Here is a 23200-nt window from a genome sequence, read left to right as displayed (position 1 = left end):
CGTCCTATCCCGGTTGTCGCGTTTGCCACGCCAGCCGTAACGAGGTTTAAAGTCTTTTCACGTTTTCATCACTCGACTGCCGTCTATGGCTGTTCGTTGCGGCGGGGGTGCCTCCCCCTGGGGATATCCCCGGCCTTACCCCATTCTTTCAAGACACAATGCAAGGCCGCATCCGCATAGGTGCATTACCGCAACATTAAGGAGACTCAGAGTCAGTAAAAAAGCGAGCACAAAACCAACCCTGCGCCTCCTTAATGTTGAGGATGTGCATTGATGATGATTCGATGCGGTGAGTCCCGTTACTCTCTTCCGGACCATCATCAATGAACATCTTAAAAAGACCTTCCGTGGCTCAACATGTCTTGTCGTTTACTCCGTAAAGTGCTCTCTCTGAAACCACTTTACGCACTAAACCTGCCGAACTTTGGCTTGCTCGGTGCCAAAGCGAGTCCCTGTATACCTGTAATTTTCTAACACTTTAATTTGTTATTTGCTGGTGGGCGAACAACAACCAATAAGTGACTATCAAGCCCAGCAAGCGAAATGTGGCAACGCTCCACCAGCAAGGAAAATTCTATGTTATGTTACACCTACAATCAACATGTTCGTATGTTGAAATTAAATTTCTAACACATTATTTCCCGTAAAGATCTTCTACTCCCCCATTCTTCTTGTCCCATTCGTTCGCCCATACGCGACAAGCATCAATGATTTCCTGACGACGATCGCCTTGCATGAACGGGATACTTTCATGGAAACAGCTTGGAATGCAGGCCACACTGAATACAGTGTCAAACTCCGTCTGCTTGATTGCCTCCAGCGTCTCTGGGCGCATTTTCAATTCATCGATCGGCGCGTCCTTAGAGTCCATAATCCGGCGATGCAGGCGTGGGAAATCAGTCTCCAGGTACGCCATTATTTTATCTGCCAGACATTCGTCTATGTCGTTGTTCCAGTCCTTTTCGAAGCCGGGGAGGCGATAGTAAAGCGGCGTTCCCCATACAGATGGGATCACATCCATAGTCAGCAGGCGGCTAGTTCTGATTTGCTGATGGTAATTAGCCGTCAGTAATGCTTCTCCTCGCTGCCCAGTCTCCGCGACCAGGCCATGCGGAAACTCATGGATATAGGCAATAGCTTCCCTCCCATCATACATAAGCGGAAATGTCTCTGGTCTTTGCCCCATGCCACAAGCGCGATTCAGATCATGCCCAAGCTGTGAGCACTCTCGTTTCAGAGTTTCAATAATGTTCTGCGCAGCTGCTAACTTCTTACGCAGAGTGACGCCTTCACCTTGATACTTAATACATTGCTGATTCAGCTCTGTTAAACGCTCTTTCAGCTCCCGGCGCTCTCTTTTCAGTGCGCGGTTATCCTTCTCCGCAACATCCAGACGTTTTGACAGGCTGGGCGGATAGTCTTTTTTGTAACGGCTCAAATCGGCTTCAGCAGATTTGCGCAGTGTATTTGCCTGTTCAAGACGCGCTTCCAGATTGCCGATCTCACTACGCATATTAGCGGCAAATTGATTAACTGCATCGCCCAGGCTTTCAACTGTCGCTGATACGCCTGTGACTTGTGAAAAACGAATCAGGCCATCATTAACAGCTTGCTGATATTCCTCAAACTGATCCACCAGCTTGTTGTAATCAACCGTCCCTTCCTCAAGTAGCTGGTTGATCTCCGCGACCAGGTTATCAGTAGTGGCAATGACGCTCTCATGTAGTCGCCTAGACAGGTCATCCCCCGGATTCCGCTTTTGAATAAGGGCGATCTGTGTCCGCAGCGTTTCAATCGCGGCTGAGATGATTTCCAGATTAGAAGTATCAGTTTGTTGACTCATTGCAGTTCCCATTACTTTTGCAAAATTAGTTTTCTAACACATTTTATTAGCATGAGAACAAGAGCGAAAGATGTGATAAACAAAAAACCCGCTAGTCGGCGGGTTTTTGAGCGGTTATTGTGTCATTGCCTGGTAGATAAAATACACGATGCATAAAGGCACGATAGCCCATTGCAACAATGAAAGCAGTCTCATAGCTGTTATTGGAGTAAGTCCGTCTACGTATTCTTTCTCTGACATTTTCCCTAGCCAGCTAACCGACAACAGGGCCGAGTTCTCACCCATATCCAGCTCCCTGAGGGCTTCACGGATTAACGGCGCGGTTACCACCTTGCGGGCAGTGTTGAGCGTTATGCTCCGCGTTCTCCCGGCGTCATCAGCAAACGTCAGGTTCACATAATGTTTTTTGCTCAATGTACAAACTCCCAATCATCAGCGCCTGTACTTTCCGGGGTAATGTGAACCTTATCACCAGTAACAATATTGCGAGCCTCTATTGTTCCATTGCTGTGTTTCGACAACTCAACACACAATGGTTGCTGCCAGGACCGACGGCGAGCAACAACGTTAGCACCAGCAGGGATAAGTTCAGCCACGTTAAGTAAACGCAAAACGATTTCTCCGTTTAATCAAGACAAACATATTCCGTGATAGCTTTTATGGCTTCAGCGGCACTGCGCGCCTCAAAGCAGTAGTAACCTGCTTCAGTGAGGCGAGTCATCCAGACGAGTTGTTCGGGAGTCAGGCGATTTCTCCCATGTTTCATCTCAATGCGCATTCCGTGGTATCCCCCGCAAGCAAGGTCTATAGAAAGATCGGGATATCCCTTCTTTTGGCCTTCTGCCACCATCTTTATTGCCGTCCTTATGCCTCGCAGACCGCCGTTTGGAGTGGCGTGAGTATGCTCATACACATAGCGCATATTGCGATACAACCAGTCCAGGACGCGAACCTGCTCGTAATGCTCATGGTTCCTTTTGATTAGATCTGGGTTTTTCTCCAGTTCTCTGAGAGCTGCGGCATGTGGGGATGTTTCAGAATATTCACTGCGACGCCTTCTTTTTCGCGCTATTTTTCTAACACACCCATTGATAGTAAATAAGCGAAATAATAACAACTACGTTAGATTTGTAAAACAAGAGAGATACTACTCAAGGCTGGGCTATATGCAACAGGTCGGATTTGCTTTTAGAGTAAAGAGTGACCTTAATCAACAAGGCGGGTAAATCGCATGGCATTTACCCAACCTGTTATTTTTAAAGATTTATTTTATCCGGTTCGGATATTTCTGTGATTGTCTTGTCGATTGCGATTAGCCAACCTTCATAGGTCAAATCGTCAACAAGCTCTACCAGTTTGTCTTCTGTATGAGGGAAGTATACCCAGCTCCAGCTCGCTGGTTTTTCTGCTTTTCGCAGCGTAAAAACCTTCTTGTAACGGTGGAACTCAAGGACATACCCCTTCGATATGGAATATTCCTTTAGGTCTTCGAGCGTAAACCGACGGTTCTTTCGCATGACTACCCCATAATTCGATATTTCTCTATAGACTCGTCGTAACTAGTGTATACGTATGGCTCTGTATCATCAGCATAAGGTGCAACTTCCAGAGCATGAACTGGATTGTATACCGCGTCATTTTCCAGGCGCTCGCTCGAATACAGATGCCCGGCTAAAACCGTAAGCGCCGGGCGACTCATTCTGTAGATCTCTGCCACATCGCTATCTACAACCTGTCCAAATGATGTGTCGCCGCGCTCCAGCAATATCGTTTTAAGCGCAGGCCACCACGGACCATAAAGGTGATAAAGCTGTGGATCTTTCTTTAGCCTTTCAACCATCCCAGCAAGATATACTGTCAGGAACTCGTCTTCACTCCTGCCATTGAGCGCCTGCGGCAAAATTTCTTCAAGGTAAGATTCTGTCGGTTTAACGGTATCGATTAATGTCGTCATTTTAATTCGGCCCCAACCGGGGCCGCTCCTTATTAGTTAGGCCGCGTTGGTTATTATTTTACGCAGTTCATCTACCGAGTAACGCGTAGATACCATCCATGCCGGACGGTCAAAGTTCACATCAGCAACCGGGTTTGCTTCAAAATTCCAGAAACGCCCGCCAATCTTCTTAATGGCGTCTTTGGCGTTCCGTATTGTCGAGGAACCTGGCTGATCGGCAATGAGATAAACCGCGCCAACGTCCTCGCTGACACTCCACCAGCGCCCGCGAACACGTGCCTTAGCGCGAATCGGCTTATCATTAACCACAATGATATAGTCATCATTCGCCGCTTCATCAGCCCTGGCTTCAGCCTCTGCCGCCTGCTCTTCTCTTTTGCTTTCAGCCTGCTCAAGCCTTTCCGCGATCTCTGATTCAGTGGCCCCGCCGTTTTTCAGCGATACATAGTCTTGCCACGTTGCCGATTTGAGCGCATCTGGCAACTCATTCACATAGTCACCGTCTTTCAACTCACGAGCGCGGCGGACAGCCATTTCTACCAGGCGATTAAGGGAAACAGCATCAGCAAAATCGTCCTTACTGATGTGTTTTTCATCAAAGGCATTGATGACAGCACCCACCTTAATCCACTGTGCTGCCGGTGATTCCAGGGGGTTATCAGCCTGGACTATGGCGAGTTTCGCTCCATCTACCCCATTATTCGCCAACTGTTCCAGTGCCGCCCATCCATCTGCATCACTGAGTGATTTATATTGCTCAAACAATGCATCGCGCCAGGCCACCAGCGCAGAACGTGTCTTTTCGATCTTCGTCTTAATTTTCGCGATCTTGACCTGATTAAACATCCGTTCAATATCATCGATATTGCTAAAGGCTTTCATCCTGCCCTTGAATAAACGGTATGCCAGCACGGTCCTCCAGAATGATTCCAGACCTTCTCCGGACGGTTTGCGGAACAAGCTAAGAATATCTTCAGAAGTGACTTTATTAAGCGAGCGACCTGACAGACCACGCCCAGCCATCCAGTTTTCGAACTCCTGGGCAACATCATCCATCGTTGCCTGTGCGCCCCATGCCTGCATTCCCTGGATGTAATCATACCCATACAATGCCTGGAGGAATCCCTCGCCGTCCACGATATTCAGCGGGTTATCACTGGCTTGTATTTTTGCCACTTCACGCTTCAGCGCCTCGTCGTTGCCATCAGGATATATCCATCGCTCAGGTGCTATATCCGATGCTCGCCCGATTTTTTGGCCTATCACGCCATCATAGGCCGATGACAGCGCGATCTGACCATCATCTGTGCGATATGCCCAGTATTTAATAGCTGACCCACCGCCCCATGCATTACCAGGTTTACCAGCAATAACATTCATTACCCCATTGCGAATAGCATCATAGAACTGATCGCGAGTAAGTATTGTTGATAGCTGGTGGCACTGAACACCACGCGCAGCCGTTGCGCGCGATTCAGCTACCCCCTCTTCAAAAGTTACCGCTTCAATCACAGAGTCAAACGGCAATGTAACGATAGACCCCGGTGATCGAGCGTAACGACTTGCTCTATCCAGCCAGGCGATACGGCAGAGGTATTGTGCTTTTTCACCGTCAATTTTTTCCACCCGGACAATCGCTGTTGTTTCGCGATCATCAATGACTGCACGGTAATAACTACCTTTATGCAACAGGATATTCTTGTCAGTGCGCATATATTCCTGTGGGTTCTGAATAACATCGATACTGATATCCAGCACACCAGACTTAATAGCGCGCTCCACATCACCACGAGAGCGTTTCATTATGGTATCCGCGTCTTTTGCCCTGGTGATCGCAAACCGCAGCACCCGCGCACGTTTTCTGTAGCTACTCAACTGCTCAAGCGCGTATTTTTGCCCATTCCTGTTCGTACCCGCTTTTATCAGGTCGTCAAGATTTCGCTGGTAATACTCTATCTGTTCCATCGCGCTTTTCAGTTCTGTCTCCATCATGCCGATATCTTTTCCGGCGGCGTTTGCCGCTTTCAGGTAGATATCGAGAGCATTGTTGGCCTCGCGCTGTGCTTTCAGTTTCAGACGTTCTTCACGCTCTTGCGCCTGGCGAGCCATGATTGCGCGGCGTTCTTCCGGGTTTGCCGCCAGCATAATGGCGCGTTCATCAGCATCATCCGCATCACCATTGGCGATCTCTGACATGTCGGAGGTCATCACCATCTTGATCCAGTCTTTCTTACGTTTCAGCGTATCCAGACGGAAGTCGTCGAATGTGCCTTTGCCACAATAGTAGTGAACATTGACCTTCTCTTGCGGTGAACCTACGCGCGCACCGCGCCCATTTCGTTGGTCGATACTGGCTGGTGTCCAGGGTAGTGTCAGGTGGTGGATATCGGTTGTCCCGATATGCAGGTTAATACCTACTTCAGCCTTCTTGTTACAGATAATGATGCGCGTGCGACCTTCGTTATAGTCGGCGGCAATGCCTTCCATACCCTCAAGGCCAGCATCATTTTTAGCTGAGAGATAATCCTCATATTGGGCAAGTTTGCTGTAGTAGGTTTCCCATGCCCCTTCTTTGTATTCACCGTTTTTATTCGGAGTAGGTTCGGTCGGCTTATTCACCTTCTTCAGCTTGATGCCGCCAGCCTGGCTAACGGTCGTCGCATTGATAATGCCTATCTCCTGCTCCGGCATTTGCAGTGCACTGGCGATAATACGGCGCAGCTTCTGGTGCTGGGCTTTTTCATCAATGAAGACGATTTGTTTACCGTTCTTCAGGCCTTCACGAAGGTTTTCGATCAGCGCGGCATACTTCGGCGGGATGGGGTGTGATACCTGCTGCATATCAATCCCGGCGGCAGCAATGGCCTTCAGTATTTCAGCCTCCAGTTCAATGCTGGCACGTATTTCAACATGCGCCGGATGTTCACTAAAGGTGGTCTTCACTACCTTGCTGGTACGCGTACTAACCAGCCCGCCAGCGCCGTCTTCCTCGGCCTCGTCTGCATCATCTGCCACTTTACCGCCAGCTACTTTTGGCAGGCCATCAGCAATAGCTTTTACCTTGTCTGCAAGCTCAACGGGGAACTGGAATGTAATCGCACTGGCATACAGATCCGGATCTATAGCAACCTTATCCATGTCGCGGATGATGGAGAAGATGAAGTCATCCGGCTTTTCGCTTGTGATATGCCCGCTTTCATCGACTGTCAGCGCATCTTTACGACTTAATTCTTGTGCACGCTTGCGAAGCTCTTCATAAGCAGCCTCCTGCTCCCCTGTCATCGGGATCTGCAAGGTATTCTCGATGATGTCGGGGATTTTGACCGTCGCTCCAACATCCGCAGCAGTCTTCAGAGTGGTCCAACGGTGGAAAATACCACGCAGACCATCAAGGTTCTGGAAGCCCACCAGCCCCTGCTTCTCTTCCACTTCCCCGGAAATTTTCTGGACCTGAACGGTGGCAGTTTTGCCAAACACACGAACGAAATCATCCGGCGTAATAATGCCCATGCGCATCCACTCTTCCTGCGGAATAACAGTAGACAGCATGTTGAAAGCATCAATCGGACTGTTCACCAGCGGTGTTGCCGTCAGCATAACTACTCCGCGCCCGTTGTTGCGTTTCATCATGTACGCAGCTTTTACAGCCATGTCGCGGGCCATTTTGGATACTGCCGGGTTAGGCAAATATGCCATCTGCCCCGCTTCACGCCCGGCATTAAATGAGTTGCGGTAGTTATGCCCTTCGTCGGCAATCACGCTATCGAAGTTCATATCCTCAAAGTACGGGATATTCTGCTTCTTCGTGGTCCCGGTATTTGCGGCCTGGTCCTTAATCTTGTTCTTCTTCTGCGCGTCACGGTGCTTGCCAGACGCCAGGTCAAGACGCCCCATTTCAACAGCATTAAAGACAGCTTGCTGTGAGTTCTCCTCGATGGTTTTTTCTCGTAGCGGGATAGACGCGAATTGTTCTTTTGTCATGATGACCGTTCGCCAATTTGACGACGGGATCATGTTCATGCGCTGAACGATAACGGCACTGGAGGACTCTTTCACCACATTGCGGGTAAGAGGCTGACCGTTTCTGTCCAGACGTGGTTCACCATTTTCATCAAGCACTGGCGCGGTAAGAATATTGCCGCCGTCATCACGAACTTCATCAAGCCCGATAAACATCATATTTGAGAAGGCTTCTGGACTGTAGAAGCTCTGAGCCTCGTGATACCAGTTCTGATAAACCGCTTTCGGGACAACAATACAGGTGCGTTTAGTTCGGCCTGTTTCGAAGTTATACGCCTCAAGTGCAAGCGCAGTCGTGGTTTTACCAAGCCCGGTGCCAAATCCCATGATGCCGCGCCCATCTTCTGACAAGCGACGAACTTCCTCATTCTGATAAGTCAGAGGAATGCGCTTCCCACTAATCCCTTCCAGGCCAAGCGGTGCGTCAGAATGTGTAAACGGGATGAAGCCATTGAATGCGTCGTTATAGTCGCGGGCTATCTGATCAGCCTGCGGGTGAGTGCGTAACCAGTCGTTAAAGCTAACTTCAAGTTGAGCAATCTTATCCAGGTACTCGTTAGCGTTCTGCCCTCGCGGTTTGACGCCGTTCAGGTAGTTTTCTAACTGGTTCAGGAAGCCGTCTTTATTGTTGGCCTTCTTGAACTCATTCCCGTTTTTGCCGTTTACGGTTCGTAGCTGATAGCCAGTAAATACCCCGTCCTTACCTTCGTAATCGTCCGGGGATACCAGAATGCCATCGACGACCTTCAGATCAGGTTCTGTGTACTTAAACTCGTCATAGCCCTGTTCTGCCAGGAACTCTTTTATCAAGCGGCGGTCCAGCCAGCGGGCATTCAGATTAACGGTGACTTTATTTAGTGGCGTGAAAATGCGTTTCTCTTCGATTTTCGCCAACTGGCGCTCAAAGTTCGCTTTCTGCTCACCTGTTGCTGCATCACGCCAGCCCACCAGCAATGCTGTTTTGGTTGCAATGTCGCCGCTGGTGGCGCGGTCCATTGGTAGCAGGCAGCCATACCCATCAATAGCGATATCTTCAAATTTAGCCAGGTATTCCAGAGCGGCATCGTCGTCTTCTGGCAGTTCGCCAGTAAACGCCTCACGGAAATCGTCCAGTGTTATCGGATTAAGGGCCACATCGCTGAAAAGGTGTGTAACAACCTGTTCCGGGCGAGCAAAGTCGATACCTGATGCGCCATTAGTTACATCAAGTCGTCCGGCAAGAAGGTCCGAAGTAGAGCCATCCTGTTTCACGTTCCCAGTGAACGTCATCCAGTTTTTAGCGCCAGCTTCAACAATCCCATTCAGCTTAATCGCGTGCGGTGGTCCATACTTCGCAACTTCTGCTGCCGCCAGGCGGGATGCATCTGCCAGTTTGTCATCAACATTCACCCCCAGGTTACGCAAATCAAGCGCCTTGTTGATCAACTGCCCTATCAGTGCGCCGCGCATAACGCGCTCTCTGTCTTTTTCTCGCTGCTTGCCTGCAAAGCGAATCATTGCAGCTACTTCATCACTGATAACCGATGGATAGTCGGACGCGATCGCCGATATCTGGTCCCATGACAACGCCAGAATGCCATTTGTTGACTGAAACGCGATCTGCAGATCGCCAAACGTCGAAACACCATATCGGCTTACATCAAGCGCGGAGGATTTGGTTGTCGTGTCCTTGACCCATTTCAGGCCATCAAACTCATGCCAGATGCCGCCTACAAGGCGTTTATCGCCCACTTTCGCGCCCTGCCATGCCTGAGTAGTTACGCCGAGCAAATCCCAATTGATGCGACTATCAAAGCGACGAGATAGCGCGGTTTTCATCGACTCATTGGATACACGACCGTCCTTTTTCACCACCAGGGTATTGCGGAAGCTGGTACGCTCCATATCGCCGTAAACAAAGCGTTTTCCTTCCGTAGTGAACCATTTCCCTTTGAGAAAGGTATCCCAAAGGACGTTTGCCGATTTGAGCGTCGAATCGTCCGTATCGGGGATCATCTCCAGGAAGGCTTCTGGATGTTTACGCAATACCCATACGTCCACCACGGTATCTGTACCTGATTCACTGAACGTACCGGAAGGCATACGATGCGCGCCCAAAAATTCCGCTTTACGGCTGACTTTATCGCGCAATTTTTTGTATTTCGTACCATCAGTCATGCCATTCGGCACCACCAATACGATAAGCCCACCAGGTTTAACCTTGTCGATCGTGCGCAGCACAAAGTAATTGCCAACGTTCTTCTCGTTTGCATATGCCGGATCAAGCCCTGCAACGCCGGAACGGCCTTCGCCAAACGGTACGTTACCAACAGCGTGGTCATACATTGCGTCTTTCGCCGCCAGAGCCTCGAACGCCCCAATGTTCACATCGTCTTCCGGGTGCAACAGCTGGTTGATTCGACCGGAGATCGGAGACAGCTCGGCGCTGGTCATTATCATTCCCTGCCGTTTTGTCTCCTGGAAAATACCCGTGCCAGCTGATGGTTCCAGTACATGACCCCCATCAATACCGTAGTCAGCAAACAGATCCCATATACCTTCAGCCATAAACTGTGGTGTGTAGTATTCGTATTGGCTGCCCTCGCCGTCAGTAAGGCCGCCTTCACCTGTATACCCGGCGAGAATCTGACGCTGTTCTTCAGTTAATTTCGCCCCATCGAATCCGGGCGGAAGGGAATTAAGAAGCTCTACTGCGGCGTTGTTTGCTGCCCGCCGTGTTTTTTGAATGCTGACACCATCGACTTTCTTAACGCCAAAGGTCGCAACAGATCGCGGTTTATGCAACCGACTAACAATTTCAATCAGCGCCCCAATGCTGGTGGCCTGGCTAATTGAATCAATTATTTTGTCCAAAGGAAGCCCCCTCAAAACCGTTAAATCCGCCTGTAGCGGTACGGTTTGAAAGGGTATGGAGTGTGTTAATTTGGAAGAATAAGAGCGGAAAAGGTCAGGCGATACGAACGAACTCACCGTCTATTGCGTGTTCACCCCCGGCATCATCTCGCATAACAGCACACTGACCTGGAAGGCCATAACGAACAACCATACAACGAACACCATCGCCACAACCGCTCTGAGTCCTGTTCTGTCGCCTCTCATACGATTTTACCCGTTCAAGCAGGCCATCACGCACCATAGCCTCAAGTGTTCGCCTTGTTGATTCGAGATAATACTGTTTGTCGATTGCATCCGTACTATGCAGCAAGTAAGCCACCCCGGACACATCAAACGGAGGCGATCCAATCTCCATTGTCACCCACTCACGGTTATCCGGTTCAAAGTAGCTGAGTATCTCTTTTTTTCTTCTTGTCAGTCTCATGTTTGCAATCTCTTATTGTGGGACAGTTCTATCCTACAATAAGAAACGTAACAACATTTATGATTTAAATCATATAGTTAATTAATGAGAAAGCTCAAACATTCAGTATACGGTTAACACTCAACATGCCACGGACAAGGAAGGCTTATGGGCGTACCGGGATAAGAAAATTGCTGCCATGAAAATCACATACTCCCCATAGTTTATGTTCGTTTGTTAATCAGAGGGGTAGTTATGGTAAGTTCCGATCCTCGTTGGCTGATGGAAGCCCGTAAACATATTGGCCTGACTGAAATCAAAGGGGCTAAACACAATCCAGAAATCGTCCAGTTCTGGAGGGATATTAAACGCGGCGGAATTAAAGACGATGAAACTCCGTGGTGCGCAGCATTTGTTGGCGCAATGTTAGAGCGTGTGGGTATCCGCTCAACAAGATTTGAGTCGGCAAAATCCTATCTGGATTGGGGCGAGAAACTGGATACACCAGCATACGGATGTATCGTTGTATTTACCCGCGTAGGCGGTGGGCATGTAGGCTTCATCGTCGGACGCCGCGCCAATGGCGATCTGCTTGTCCTGGGTGGGAACCAGGGGGATGCGGTGAATATTCGTGCATTCCCGACATCAAGAGTGTCGGGCTATCGCTGGCCTGCTGGCGAGCCACGCAATACAGCTCTGTTACCAGTCGGAGATGCAGCAACCTCAACCAATGAGGCATGAAAAAAGCCCCGGCCAGGCCGGGGCATCACGCTTCAAGTCGCGATCCAATCATTACCGACTATATCAGCCGTCGATAAATCAACTTCCCGGATCTGGTGTCCGTTAATACAAAACCATCCGGTTGTAGAGCAATTATCAGGCCATGCCCATACACCAATATTCCATGCTTTGCGGCGGCACACTTCAGCCCGTCCTTCCCTGATATTTTTTACCGCCTGCATGATGTCCATCACTCACCTCCCCAACCGATCACCTGGAATTGGCCCATTCTTGGGTGATACCAGCGTTTCCCGCGGCGCTCGGCCTCCGACATCATCAGGGTAAAAGCGTTCATAAAGGGAAATAAGGCCACAATAGAACGACGCGACAATATCCCCTCTGGCGTTAAAAACTCATGCGTATCGGTGGGAATCCGGTAAGCGTTAACCAGGTTGCGACATTTGGCTTCGGTCAGGCCACATTTCGCCGCCAGCTGGCGGTAGCCAATGTAACCATCTGGCATGTTGCCCTTCTTGATTTGCTCGACGGTTTCTACCACCTGGCTAACCTTTGACTCAACAACATGAAGCCGCTTTTGTTGCTGAACTGCATTTGCAGCCATTGCGGCGATCATCTCTATTTCGGTCAACGGCTGGCGTGCTTGTTCTTCCAGTTCGCGCCAGCGGTCCACCAGCCGGGCGGTGAATTCGGGAGAGAGCTGCGCAACGACAATAATGCTGTCTCGTTTGCCTTGCTCGCCTTCGAAGACGTAAGCCTCGACACTACGGCGTAGTCCTAAGTTATTGATTTTTTCGAAAACCTGCAATGCAGGAAGTTGAATAACTCCAGATTTAGCCAGGCGCTCTATTGATATTTTTACGTTATCTGGACGACTTCCCACCAGCTCCGCGATCTCAATGCTGGTCATTGATGGCTTTTCAAGAATGCAGATATCCATCAGTGTGCCTCCGCAATGCCGGGATTGGTAATATTGCGATACCAGGGATTAGTGTTTGGTTGTTGGGAAGTAGAGAAACGACCAGTAAGAACACCATACTGATCAGGGATCAGAGAACGGGCTTCTTTTTCGGTTGCGGCAATTGCGAAGTGATCGCAGTGTTTTTGCAGGGAGTGGAAACGCCAGATGAATTCTGGACGTGAGCAAGGATTGGCATTAACCATAGTTACGGCCTCACTAACAGGTTTAACAACCTGCTACCCGCTGTCAAACAGGTGGCAGGACGTGACAGGGTTGACAGACTGGCGTTAGTGAAACCAGCAGGCCGAAGCCTCCCCATCACGCCCCACCATAATTCGGGCGTAACGCGGTTTACGGACACAAAAATACCGCAATATCGGAAATCTGCGGTTGTCCGCACTAACATTCAGGCTGTCAAACCTGGTCGCAGAATTTGCTACGACGACGTGAATATAAGCCTGAACATTAGGAAGATCAACTAAAAATTTCAGCAATGGATGATTTCAGTCGATGATGCAGATCATACATTGCGATTTAGCAACAGCAAATTAATTTTCTAACACAAATTTCCGAGCGAACATTTTCCGGTCATTGGGATATTTTGTAGGCACTCGCGAGTCATCCTCTGAAGCCCGCTGGAACTGACCAATCTTCACGGTCAAATTCAGACTGATAGCCACGCTGTTTCATCAGTTCAAAGGCTTCAGCAACTGTTTTACATCCCTGATAGCCAGAATAATCCATAGAGAAATCCAGAGCACTGGATGGTTTGGGCTTATTCACTGCGGCAGCTGCATTACGTATCCATGCAAATTTTTTTGCCAGCTTTTCAGCGGTACGATACAGAGCCTGTTGTTTTGCATAGCCCTCGTCTGAACGACGCTTTGCAGCTCTCGCTTTTGCCGCAGCCAGGCTGTGGTTGACATGCTCTTCTCTAATCACTGGTTTTTTATCCAGTAAGCCATTACCCGCTTGAGAACTATCTGCTGGTGAAGCCTTCGGCTGAACCGCGCATGATCTTTCTCTTCTTTTGGTTATGGGTTTACTCTTATTTTCTATTGGCTGTTCATTTTGAACATGGGGGGACTTGTTCAATTTGAACAGGGGGTTCCCAGTTTCAAAAAAATAACGAACCTTTGAAATCAACTGCTTAACCAGTTTTGTTGCGTTGGCAAATTTAATGCCCTGCTTACCCCCGATCTCCATTGCAACATGAATGAAGTGGAGAAATTGTGTTGTAAACCGATATACGTTACAAACCTGGGCATTGTTATTCGCCACCTGGTGTTGTTTAACAAGCATTCCACACTTCGTCGCTTCAGCAAATGCCCGGCGTACAGTTGAAATACTGCGTCCCGTAATATCTGACATATCGGCATATGAGCGACGGATCATGTATTCATCGGTAGCCCCTGCCAGGTTGGCGAACTCGGCAATAATGGCGCTATGTGAAGGGGAAAGAAAACCACAGTGGCGAGCAAAAAAACTCAACTGATGACCTTTGATTTTTTTGTGGTATTCAGTGTTGTTTTTATACTCAGAAGTGTTGAAAGTTACTGAAACTGAATTTAAAATATTCACCAGATAGTTCCGTGAAAAATCTATCTACCGTATAAATCTATGTCCGTAGATTTATACACCAAAAAGCCGCTTCTCAGCGGCTTTTGCTTTTTTTTGGCAGTCGCTACCGGAGCAGTGACCGCGATCCTACTCGATCACATCGGACAGGATCAACAGTGTATATAAATACACTATGTTAGAAATTTAATTTCATATGGCAGTTATGCCCGTCGCGAAACGAAGAGTAATGGGGTAGTATTTTTGCTCTCCTTCGGCGATAACTCCGGCTCTTTCTTGCCTGATATCGGCAAGCCATAAGTCGCATTTGCCCCCAGAGATTCAAGCATCGCAGCCACTATGCGAGCATCATCTTCAGACTGCATACGGCAGAGCGCCCGGCGCTGTTCTGCGCTGATAAAAACAGGCATTTCCTGGATAGCATCACGCAAAATCCTACGGCATTTCTTCGCATCTTCGCCTTGGCTTTCCATCATTTCGGCCTGGTTGCGTAATTTGTCGCGAAGTTGCATATTTTCCACTTCAAGGAGCATCAATTCTGACTCAAGGGCTTCACGCTGTGCTGACTCGAAAATAGCCTGCTGATTCTTCATTGCTGAAAAGTGGTGAACAAGATCCGTAGCCGCGTTATCGGTAAAACCTTGTTCGATAAGTGCCGCATGAATAGCCGCGTCGCGCTCTTCTGCTGATTCCAGCATCAGGCTTTTCTTGTCCAGACTGATATAGTTAGGCACAGTTACGTAATCAAAGCCGTGAAAAGACTTTACCAGAGATACAGATGAATCTGGGCCAGATGTAGCCCACGACCAACCACCCGCACCAGAATTAATCATTCCCTGTACAATACGCCCGGTGTCTGTATCCAGTATTTCCTGCGTATGGGTAACAATGCCGTTGTCGTCAATCGAAATGTCGATAGTCCTGTTTGATGGCACGTTCTCCAATACAACAGGTTTCCCATCAACCATCACAACAGAGACTTCCGGCAGGTTCAGGCTTTTCGTTTTGTTATAGTGCATCGCCCGGCGACCATGTCCGTAATAGCCATACATCTCACCAAGTGCGATACGCTCTTTTGTTTCTGGGGAGTTGAATGTGTCTCGCACCGACTGAATAACGTAATTTCGATTGTTCTGCGGTGTGTGTTTGCGGATTTTCTCTACCAGGGAGAAGCGATCCGTAACAGTGTTCAGTGATTGCATTATTTCCCTCCGGTTAATTGCTCATCACAAATTTTGCAAAGTTGATTAACTGCTCTAGCGTCCAGTTTTCTGGATTGTCGCCTGACGACAACGGCGCGGATTCGTACATGCCATGCTCGTTGTTTTGCTCTGATTCATTCGCCTTAAACTCTTTGATCATGGTATTGAGAGTGTCATCGTCGATGTGCAGCTGTTCGGTGAACAGATAGCGCATAAACGCGTCGCTACCAGCCAGTTTCGGGTTGTTCTGGACCTGGTCCATAATTTGCGAGATGACAGCTACAAAGTTGGCGCGCGCATCCAGTTCTCGGTTTTCTTCCTCCTGGATAGCCGTGTTCATTGAGTTGAATTGCACGTCATACGGGCGGTTTGTTTCGGTGTAAACCTTCCCGTATTTGTAGGCGAGGTGAATGTCATGAAGCCGATAAATAGTTCGCTGGGCGGCCTGTCTGATCCAGTTCGCACGTAATGCAGCTTGGATAGCAGTTTGTTGCCATCCTCCCTCTCCAAGCCCGCCACTCATTTGATCTGCCCAACCGAGCATCGTGGCGTCAATGCCTAAACTGGCCGCTAACTGACGAAGATGAAACATAACGTCTTCAATTCCGCTGATATCTGCGGGTATAGACTGCGTATCAATAGTGATGCCGTTCTTCCCATCGCCCATAACTGGTATCAGATGGTTAAGCACCGTAGGAATAGCGTTGGCATTAATCGATCTTTGTGCCACCAGGTCACTATGACGCTTCAATGCCTGGCTGACGCCACGCGTATAGTTAGCCGCATTAACTGGGTCCAGTGTGTTCGTCGTAAGAGCAATCAGACGGTCAATTTTGGCTGCATTATTTCGAGTTGATTTCAGCGCGGCGAGCGCAGCACATAAATTCAGGTAGGGTTCATAACTGTATTCCAGGAATGAAGTTCCGTAATTCTGCGTCTCCATTAACGGCTTATCAGCCTGATCACTTAACAGTGAATACCCTTTTGTACCGTAGCTAACCGGAATAACCTTATGCTGCGGCGTCCAATACGGGTTTTTCATGGAAACAAGATTCCACGGTTCGGTTATTACCCTGCGCAAACTATGCGTATCCAGAATGTAATCACCACTGAAACCGACCAGCTGGCTACCGCGATAAAATTCCTGGACGAAGTGTGGAAGAGTGTAATAACTGGATTCAATGCCAGTTATCCCTCTGCCCTGTTCAGCATAAGGTCGGACATAAGACACCCCAAAGATCGCCATAATCATGGCCCATGAAGGCAGACCGTCATTAATCATCGCCCCTAAATCTGCGGTTAACTCTTCACATCTACTTACCGCCTCGGCATCGGAACCATCTTTTGGCGAAAGCGTGAATGCCAGCCCGGTTTTTTTTGAAGGCGCAAGCGCATGTGCAATGTGAATGTTTAAAGCCGTCGAGATAGTCGGGCTTTTAGCCATCGTTTCCAGGATGTTGTACTTTTGCAGGCGCTCGCCGGGCAGTTCAGCGGATAAAGAAATTGAATCTGCTGCACTCGTCATGCCATCGCTGTTGCCCCCCAGGATGCCTGGACGTAAAGCGGACAGGCCGGAACGAGCAACGACACTATGCCCGCTCGTAAAAACGACCGGATCGGCGGGCGTAACATCACCACCGTTGAAGGCTTTCTTCAATGCCGACAGAAAACCTTTGTTTTTGTCTTTCGTTGCCATGAATCACCGCGAATTGTTTCCAGTTTCGCGGCAGCATAATCAGTATGTGATTTCAGCGGTTGGTTTAGTTTTCCGTACTGCAATTATTTAGGGCTGTAGAATTTTCGAACATAGCAAAGTTCAGACCTTTCCCTTCACCAAACTCAGCCTCAATTTCATCAGAAACAACAGACAAAATACTGCGCAAATCGACTTCTTCACCACCGAACATATCGCCAAGCGCCTGTTGTTTATGAATCAGCTCGTCGTTGATTTTTTGCGCCATTTTTTTGAATGCTGCCCCCATACGCTTCGCGCTACGATTATTTGCTACGATGAATAGCGCCAACGCCTCTGCTTCTGGCGTGCTGTCGCCGAATAACCCCCTTTGGGCGATCACTTCTTCAACGGCCTGACCGTTGTCTTTGGCTTCACGAACAAGATTGATTGCTTCCTGGAGTGCCGCAATTGCCTGTGTATCCAGACCGTTAACCTGCTCTATACCGTCCACTAAACCAGTTACGGCGTCATGGTGAACGTCGCCAGACAGCGACTGCATTTGCGCAAAATCGCTGGCTGCCGTATTGAGTGCGGTCAGGATGTTACGCATTTCCGGATCTGGCTCTTCCGCCACCAACCGGACCAGTCGCTCATCTTTGTAGGCTTTGGCAAAAATCGCATTCTGGATGCGGTCGATCAGCTGTTTCGTAGGGCGCCCATCGGCAGTAAGCAAACCCGCCGTCGCGGTATCGCCTATTTCGCGCAAAAACGCACGAATAAAAGCATCATTGGACCGCGCCAGTAGATTTCCATCTTCTGAAGGATTAAATAGCGCCATGACGCTCTCAGTGAGGAATTGCGCATCAGCATACGCTTTCTCACTCGCCGCCATCTCTTGCAGATCACTTATGTTGGAATCGCGAGCGAACTGCGCACGATCTACATCAGTGAGTCTTTCACGCACCAGTACGGGCATAGACATTTGCGAAATTTCGTCAGGATTCAGACCAAACTCTTTCGCATGGTCGATCAGGTACTGGCGATATTCATCTGCCTGTCCTTGCTCATAGGCGCGCCAGATCCCCATACTCCTTCCATTACCAGATTCAACAACGTTGTCAGGCCCAACTATTGGCGCTCCGTGGCTACTCATTCCTGAATCCGTTAATTGTGCTGGGCGTAAATTGGAGGCAATACGGTTAACCTGAAGTTTGCTAGATAGACGTGTACGATCACGTGGCTGGAGTTCTTCCGGGAATGCAGTGTTAATCGTACCGTCAAGGTTATTCGAAATGATTAGGCTACTGGCATCAACAACCTTAAAAGCTGTCTTTACCTCTGCGCCTTTGCTGGTGACTACGTAGCTACTTCGCCCCAGGCGTGTTTCCTTCCTCTCTAATGAAGAAACCAGAGCAATGACGCTGTTAATGTCTGCGGCCTCGGAAAGCGCAGAAGTAACTGACTTGTTCAAAATACACTCCCCCTATAGAGAAAGCTGGAAGTGTAAAAAGTGTGTGATTTATGTGAGAACAGATAAGTGAAAGGGGCATTTCAGCCCCTTTTGATTACCCGGCATATCCGTTGGCTTTAACCCAACCGATGGTCTGCTCTTTAGCCTGCTCCAACGTAAGGAACTCGCCAACATAGTTTGAGATCCCACGCAGCGCATCAATAAATTCCATTTGTGTCGACTTTGTGAACACACCGCCCAAGAAGTCAGTCACTATCTTAGGAACTTCATCTGCAACAGGATCAGACTGTGGTTGCGGTTCCGATATCGGTTGAGCGGCAGCACCCAGCCCCAGCTTAAGCATCAGATCAACAATCTGCTTACCAATTGCGACGCGTTGTAATACTGGCGCGGTTTTCTGCGCCTGCATTAAATCTGATAGCTCTTTACCCAATTTCAGACGGTCTAAAACAGAGATAGTCATTAAGCACCTCCCTGCTGAATTTCAGCCAGAATGTTGATCAGGTAGTCAACTGCTGCGCCAACCGTTGATTCGTTCTCGTCGTATCGACCAGCACTGATAAGAGCGTTTGCAGCTTCCTGCACATGGTCAAGTTCGGCACTGATTACCGTCAGATCGCGGGATGTAAACTGCACCGGGACGGATTTAAGGTACTCCAACGCTTTATCTGCTTCCTGATCAGCTTCAGTTGCCGCTTCTCCAGCATCTTCCGGCGTTGGCTGTTGCTCTGGTTCTGTTTGTGGGTGTGATTCTGGCTCAACTACAGGTGCTAATTCAGGCTCTGGCGTTGCTTCGTTTGAATGATTTTGAAGGGCGTTATATACGTCCATAATGAAAAGGTTCTCCCCATCACCAAGCGGATAAGCCACGTTCGGAAACTCTTTGCGGAAAAGAATTTTTACTTGCGCCTTGAATGTTTTCAAGTCACTGCCAAACAGGTCTACATAGCCATCAATGTGTTTTGCCATGCTGGACGCAACCAGTTCCCCCGCCATATTTTTCAGTTCATCGTCATCAGGTAGATAGCGTAATTCATACTGACTGACTTCTTCATCTGTCAGTTTACGGTCATACGTAATGATCCCGTAACGAGCATACTCGTAATACGGGTCAGCCTGGTCGGGACGGTCAAGCACGGCTGTATTTCCATCCGGCACCGCACCAACCCCCGCCGGGCGCGATTGAAGAGCATAGCGGTATTTGCCTACATGCTGAGTATCTTGCGGAGATGCTGGTTGTGGATCAGAATCTTGTTGTAATTCTGGCTGTGACTGAACAGTTGGCTCCGGCTGTCCTGGCAACACATCTACTTTGTATTTATCAGCATTATGTTCTCGATAGGCTTTAAGTAGTTTGGTTGCCGCGTCTGCCAGGCTGCCACCTTTGACGTCACCGACATCAATACTGAAATTACCTTCTGGTGCCGCGATCGTAACGAAGCTATCACCATCTAACGTCACATAATTTACAACAGCGCCGTTATCCAGCGTAGTTTTACCATCAGTGGCAAGGTTATGTTTTACGTGTCGAAGTTGGTCATTAAAAGTTCTTTCTTTTGCTTTATTCTTTTTATAAGACAGCAACTTATCTCGTTTTTCCTGCAACTCTGCGTTAAGGACTTTCTGTGCATCAAGTTGTTTCTGCATTTCCGCGAGGGCATTGCGCTTTTCTGTCAGTCCACGCTGCGCTACTTCCACCCGCTCAATCATCATTGACCGTTCTTCAGCCAGCTTATCAGCTTCATTGAGATAACTCTCAATATCCGCCTTCATTTTGTCCTGTCGCTCTTTTGCCTTCTTGAATTTTGCGCTGTTACGCTCAATCAAATTAGAAAGCGCCTGGCAAACCTGGCTTAAAGAAACATCTCTCCCGCCGATCGGGGCAACAACGTGAGTTACGTTACGCTTATTAAGTAAAAACTGAAATGCAACCAGTTCATCATTACTCTTGATTTTCGCGCCATCGGCGGTTGGAGAGTGGAAGATGATACTTGTGCTTTGCCCATCAGTCAGTGGTATCTGTGCTGTTAAAACAGGAATATTAGCTACGCGACGAACACGCCCGATAATTGCTCCGCCAATACAATTCCGACCATTTTCATCCGCCCCGGCTTCATCAGTTCCTGCTGATATATTCGTTCCATTCAAGCCACGATTTAGCGCACGCACGAAAGCCCGCATTGTTTGTGCAAGCCTAATTCTGGTCGTAGTAATGGCCTCAAACATAGCTTCGTCGGACACAACAAGAATTTCATTGCCCATATAGGCAAGCTCGATATCTTCTAATGTAGCCGCTTCAAAAATCAGATCATCTTCACTTAAATCCTCCGAAGACCAGCGGCTCGGTGTATAACCGGGAATCGTATCAGCGAAAGTAGATTGAATATTGATCCGTATGGGATTCTTAATCATGCTTCATCCTCCAGACGCGCGATTTCTTCTTTAAGCGCACGCGTCTTAGCTTGTTCCTGAGACAATGCCGCTTTAACGTTATCCGCATCTTGCATTGCCTTGTCTGACTTGCTTTGGATCTTAGCCAGTTTGTCGTTAGCATTAGCGATATCTTCACGAAGCGCATCACGTGATTCTTTCGCTTCAGCTAACTTCTGAGCGTTGGATTTAACCCCTTGTCGCTTCTTATTTCCTTCATCAATATTTTTTGCTGCACGAGCAAGTTTTCGAGCTAATGATTTCTGGAAAGATGTTGCTCCGCGATTAAATAAAGCCGCGAGAGACTGCCCCAAAGCCGCCATTGTTTTTACTGGCTTGAACGGTACTGTTTTACCGTTCAGTTTTATCCCAGATATATCTCCGGTATCGTTAACCTGGACTTCCATTGTCTGTTCATCAATACCAACAAGGGTAAACGTGCGTGTCATGATCCCATCTTTCTTCCTGCCATTGCTGGCAGGGATCACCCTCGCTATCTTGTAACCACCTTTGCTGATTTCTTTGACGAGTTTTGCCAGTCCCTTTTCGTTTAACTCATCATAATTAAGAAGAACATAATTAGCCTTATTCGACATTCCAGTCTCCTTCACGTTTTTCGATCGTAAACTGGCGCTCTATGCAGTCATTGATAGGGAAAATGCGATAAAGCGGATTCAGTCGGCAGTTACCGTTAGTCAATGTGACTTTCAGATCCCACTTCGTTGGCTCAAGATATTTCGTATCAATGAGCAAATACTCTTCTCTCTCCCCGCGTTTTGAAGCGTCAACTGGTCGCGTTTTCCCTGAAATAACCACAGATGGATTTTTCAGGTCTTGCAGCCAATATTCGATTTGAGCATTGCTAACCCAGCTTCGCTTAACACGTAGCGAAACAGGAAATGCGATAGCAGATTCTTTCACTACAGCGTCACCAATACTCAAAATTTCAACACTCTTGCGACGAAAAATGAAACGGTCAATGATGGCAACAAACGCCATGATAAAAATGAAATAATTCCCAAAGTTACCCATTATTTCTCTCCACCTTTTCCCCCATTCGCTATTACGCTTAAGAGATTCAAAACGTTGCTAGCTCTGGACTTCAAGCCCTGTAAAATTTCACTACCGTTGTTACTGGCAATCAGAACAACGCAGTAAATGATGCCTTCAGGCCATTCATAGCTATCCGCCACCCAAAACCCCGCAAGCCCGGCAGTCACCGCAGTAAACAATTCACTCGCGAGATTGAGCAGTGACGCAGAAATACGTCCGTCCCTAACCCCGAGAAGGAATACACCGGTTCCACTTAGCAGGGATGTTATGACTGCTACAGCCAGATTTTCATAATCTGCAAACATACCCCTCCAGAAATGACGTTTAACGCCGCTTAAACTTATCCAGTTTGTTATTTCCCAACTAAAATGCCGTTCATATATAAGGGGAGGCACATGCTTATTGGTTACATCCGCGTATCAACAAATGACCAAAACACCGCCTTACAGAGAAATGCGCTTGAATGCGCAGGATGTGAGCTAATTTTCGAGGACAAGGCGAGTGGGAAAAATGCCGATCGACCTGGTTTAAAAAAGGTTCTACGCACACTATCGGAAGGAGATACTTTGGTTGTCTGGAAGCTGGATAGGCTTGGGCGCAGTATGCGCCACCTGGTTGTGCTGGTTGAAGAGTTGCGTGACAGAGGCATTAATTTCCGTAGTCTCACTGATTCCATCGATACCAGCACACCAATGGGGCGTTTTTTCTTCCATGTTATGGGTGCCTTGGCTGAAATGGAGCGCGAACTAATCATTGAGCGCACTCGCGCCGGGCTTGATGCAGCTCGCGCAGAGGGCCGAATAGGAGGCCGTCGGCCTAAATATCCAGAGGAAACATGGCAGCAAATGCGCCGTTTACTGGAAAATGGCATCTCACGTAAGCAGATTGCAATTATCTATGATGTTGCTGTATCCACGCTTTATAAAAAGTTTCCGGCATCATCCTTTTAATCTTAAACCTTGGTTTAAGAGAACTCG

At 48.4% G+C, this 23200-nt stretch carries 20 protein-coding genes; 2 read left to right on the top strand and 18 right to left on the bottom strand.

Annotated elements, in window-relative coordinates; translation table 11 throughout:
* Nucleotides 1-634 precede the first annotated feature (634 nt).
* The 7 genes from D9734_RS21950 to D9734_RS21915 form a co-directional block, all read right to left on the bottom strand.
* Complete coding sequence (locus D9734_RS21950; RefSeq protein ID WP_130210557.1) at nt 635-1843, bottom strand: hypothetical protein; 1209 nt, start codon at nt 1841-1843, stop codon at nt 635-637.
* A gap of 410 nt (nt 1844-2253) precedes the next feature.
* Nucleotides 2254-2454: a hypothetical protein gene (locus D9734_RS21940; protein ID WP_130210555.1), complete on the bottom strand. Its 201-nt coding sequence runs from the start codon at nt 2452-2454 to the stop codon at nt 2254-2256.
* A 14-nt stretch (nt 2455-2468) separates the two neighbouring features.
* Nucleotides 2469-2960: a VRR-NUC domain-containing protein gene (locus D9734_RS23760; protein ID WP_223231459.1), complete on the bottom strand. Its 492-nt coding sequence runs from the start codon at nt 2958-2960 to the stop codon at nt 2469-2471.
* 139 nt (nt 2961-3099) lie between these two features.
* A complete protein-coding gene (locus D9734_RS21930) occupies nt 3100-3360 on the bottom strand; it encodes a hypothetical protein (RefSeq protein ID WP_130210553.1) in 261 nt (86 codons plus the stop codon).
* Nucleotides 3361-3362: 2 nt separating this feature from the next.
* A complete protein-coding gene (locus D9734_RS21925; RefSeq protein ID WP_130210551.1) occupies nt 3363-3797 on the bottom strand; it encodes an olxA in 435 nt (144 codons plus the stop codon).
* 36 nt (nt 3798-3833) lie between these two features.
* Nucleotides 3834-10670 (bottom strand): SNF2-related protein, encoded by a 6837-nt coding sequence (locus D9734_RS21920; protein ID WP_130210549.1) that lies wholly within the window; start codon nt 10668-10670, stop codon nt 3834-3836.
* Nucleotides 10671-10764: 94 nt separating this feature from the next.
* Entirely contained in the window at nt 10765-11136 is a 372-nt protein-coding gene (locus D9734_RS21915; RefSeq protein ID WP_085452312.1) for a hypothetical protein, read from the bottom strand.
* Nucleotides 11137-11370: 234 nt separating this feature from the next.
* Here D9734_RS21915 and D9734_RS21910 point away from each other — a divergent pair, with 234 nt between their 5' ends.
* Nucleotides 11371-11856: a TIGR02594 family protein gene (locus D9734_RS21910; protein ID WP_130210547.1), complete on the top strand. Its 486-nt coding sequence runs from the start codon at nt 11371-11373 to the stop codon at nt 11854-11856.
* Between the two features lie 229 nt (nt 11857-12085).
* Here the strand turns inward: D9734_RS21910 and D9734_RS21900 are convergent, their stop codons facing one another.
* The 11 genes from D9734_RS21900 to D9734_RS21845 form a co-directional block, all read right to left on the bottom strand.
* Entirely contained in the window at nt 12086-12793 is a 708-nt protein-coding gene (locus D9734_RS21900; RefSeq protein WP_130210543.1) for a Rha family transcriptional regulator, read from the bottom strand.
* Nucleotides 12793-13017 (bottom strand): host cell division inhibitor Icd-like protein, encoded by a 225-nt coding sequence (locus D9734_RS21895; protein ID WP_130210541.1) that lies wholly within the window; start codon nt 13015-13017, stop codon nt 12793-12795. The genes D9734_RS21900 and D9734_RS21895 overlap by 1 nt, the downstream gene beginning before the upstream one ends.
* 415 nt (nt 13018-13432) lie before the next feature.
* The gene (locus tag D9734_RS21890) at nt 13433-14395 is read right to left on the bottom strand and encodes a lytic replication protein (protein ID WP_130210539.1); all 963 of its coding nucleotides are present in this window, start codon (nt 14393-14395) and stop codon (nt 13433-13435) included.
* Between the two features lie 200 nt (nt 14396-14595).
* On the bottom strand, nt 14596-15594 hold the full coding sequence (locus D9734_RS21885) for a head processing protein (RefSeq protein ID WP_130210537.1): 999 nt from the start codon (nt 15592-15594) through the stop codon (nt 14596-14598).
* A 13-nt stretch (nt 15595-15607) separates the two neighbouring features.
* Nucleotides 15608-17290, bottom strand: a complete 1683-nt coding sequence (locus D9734_RS21880; protein WP_205712828.1) for a portal protein — start codon at nt 17288-17290, stop codon at nt 15608-15610.
* Between the two features lie 64 nt (nt 17291-17354).
* A complete protein-coding gene (locus D9734_RS21870; RefSeq protein ID WP_130210533.1) occupies nt 17355-18740 on the bottom strand; it encodes a hypothetical protein in 1386 nt (461 codons plus the stop codon).
* A gap of 94 nt (nt 18741-18834) precedes the next feature.
* Nucleotides 18835-19203, bottom strand: a complete 369-nt coding sequence (locus D9734_RS21865; protein ID WP_097290487.1) for a hypothetical protein — start codon at nt 19201-19203, stop codon at nt 18835-18837.
* Nucleotides 19203-21152, bottom strand: coding sequence for a head protein (locus D9734_RS21860; RefSeq protein ID WP_130210531.1), 1950 nt, complete (start codon nt 21150-21152; stop codon nt 19203-19205). Before D9734_RS21860 ends, D9734_RS21865 begins: the two co-directional genes overlap by 1 nt.
* The gene (locus tag D9734_RS21855; protein ID WP_130210529.1) at nt 21149-21766 is read right to left on the bottom strand and encodes a hypothetical protein; all 618 of its coding nucleotides are present in this window, start codon (nt 21764-21766) and stop codon (nt 21149-21151) included. Before D9734_RS21855 ends, D9734_RS21860 begins: the two co-directional genes overlap by 4 nt.
* Nucleotides 21756-22202, bottom strand: coding sequence for a lysis protein (locus D9734_RS21850; RefSeq protein WP_110459104.1), 447 nt, complete (start codon nt 22200-22202; stop codon nt 21756-21758). The genes D9734_RS21855 and D9734_RS21850 overlap by 11 nt, the downstream gene beginning before the upstream one ends.
* Nucleotides 22202-22528 (bottom strand): holin, encoded by a 327-nt coding sequence (locus D9734_RS21845; protein WP_130210527.1) that lies wholly within the window; start codon nt 22526-22528, stop codon nt 22202-22204. Before D9734_RS21845 ends, D9734_RS21850 begins: the two co-directional genes overlap by 1 nt.
* A 90-nt stretch (nt 22529-22618) precedes the next feature.
* On the opposite strand from D9734_RS21845, the gene D9734_RS21840 reads away from it, so the two are divergent.
* Entirely contained in the window at nt 22619-23173 is a 555-nt protein-coding gene (locus D9734_RS21840) for a recombinase family protein (RefSeq protein WP_130210525.1), read from the top strand.
* The last annotated feature ends 27 nt before the right edge of the window (nt 23174-23200 follow it).

This window comes from Escherichia sp. E14S1 (genome assembly GCF_004211995.1).
Lineage (GTDB): Bacteria > Pseudomonadota > Gammaproteobacteria > Enterobacterales > Enterobacteriaceae > Escherichia.
Note: the sequence above shows the minus strand (reverse complement) of the source record. Positions and strands in the feature narration are given on the sequence as shown.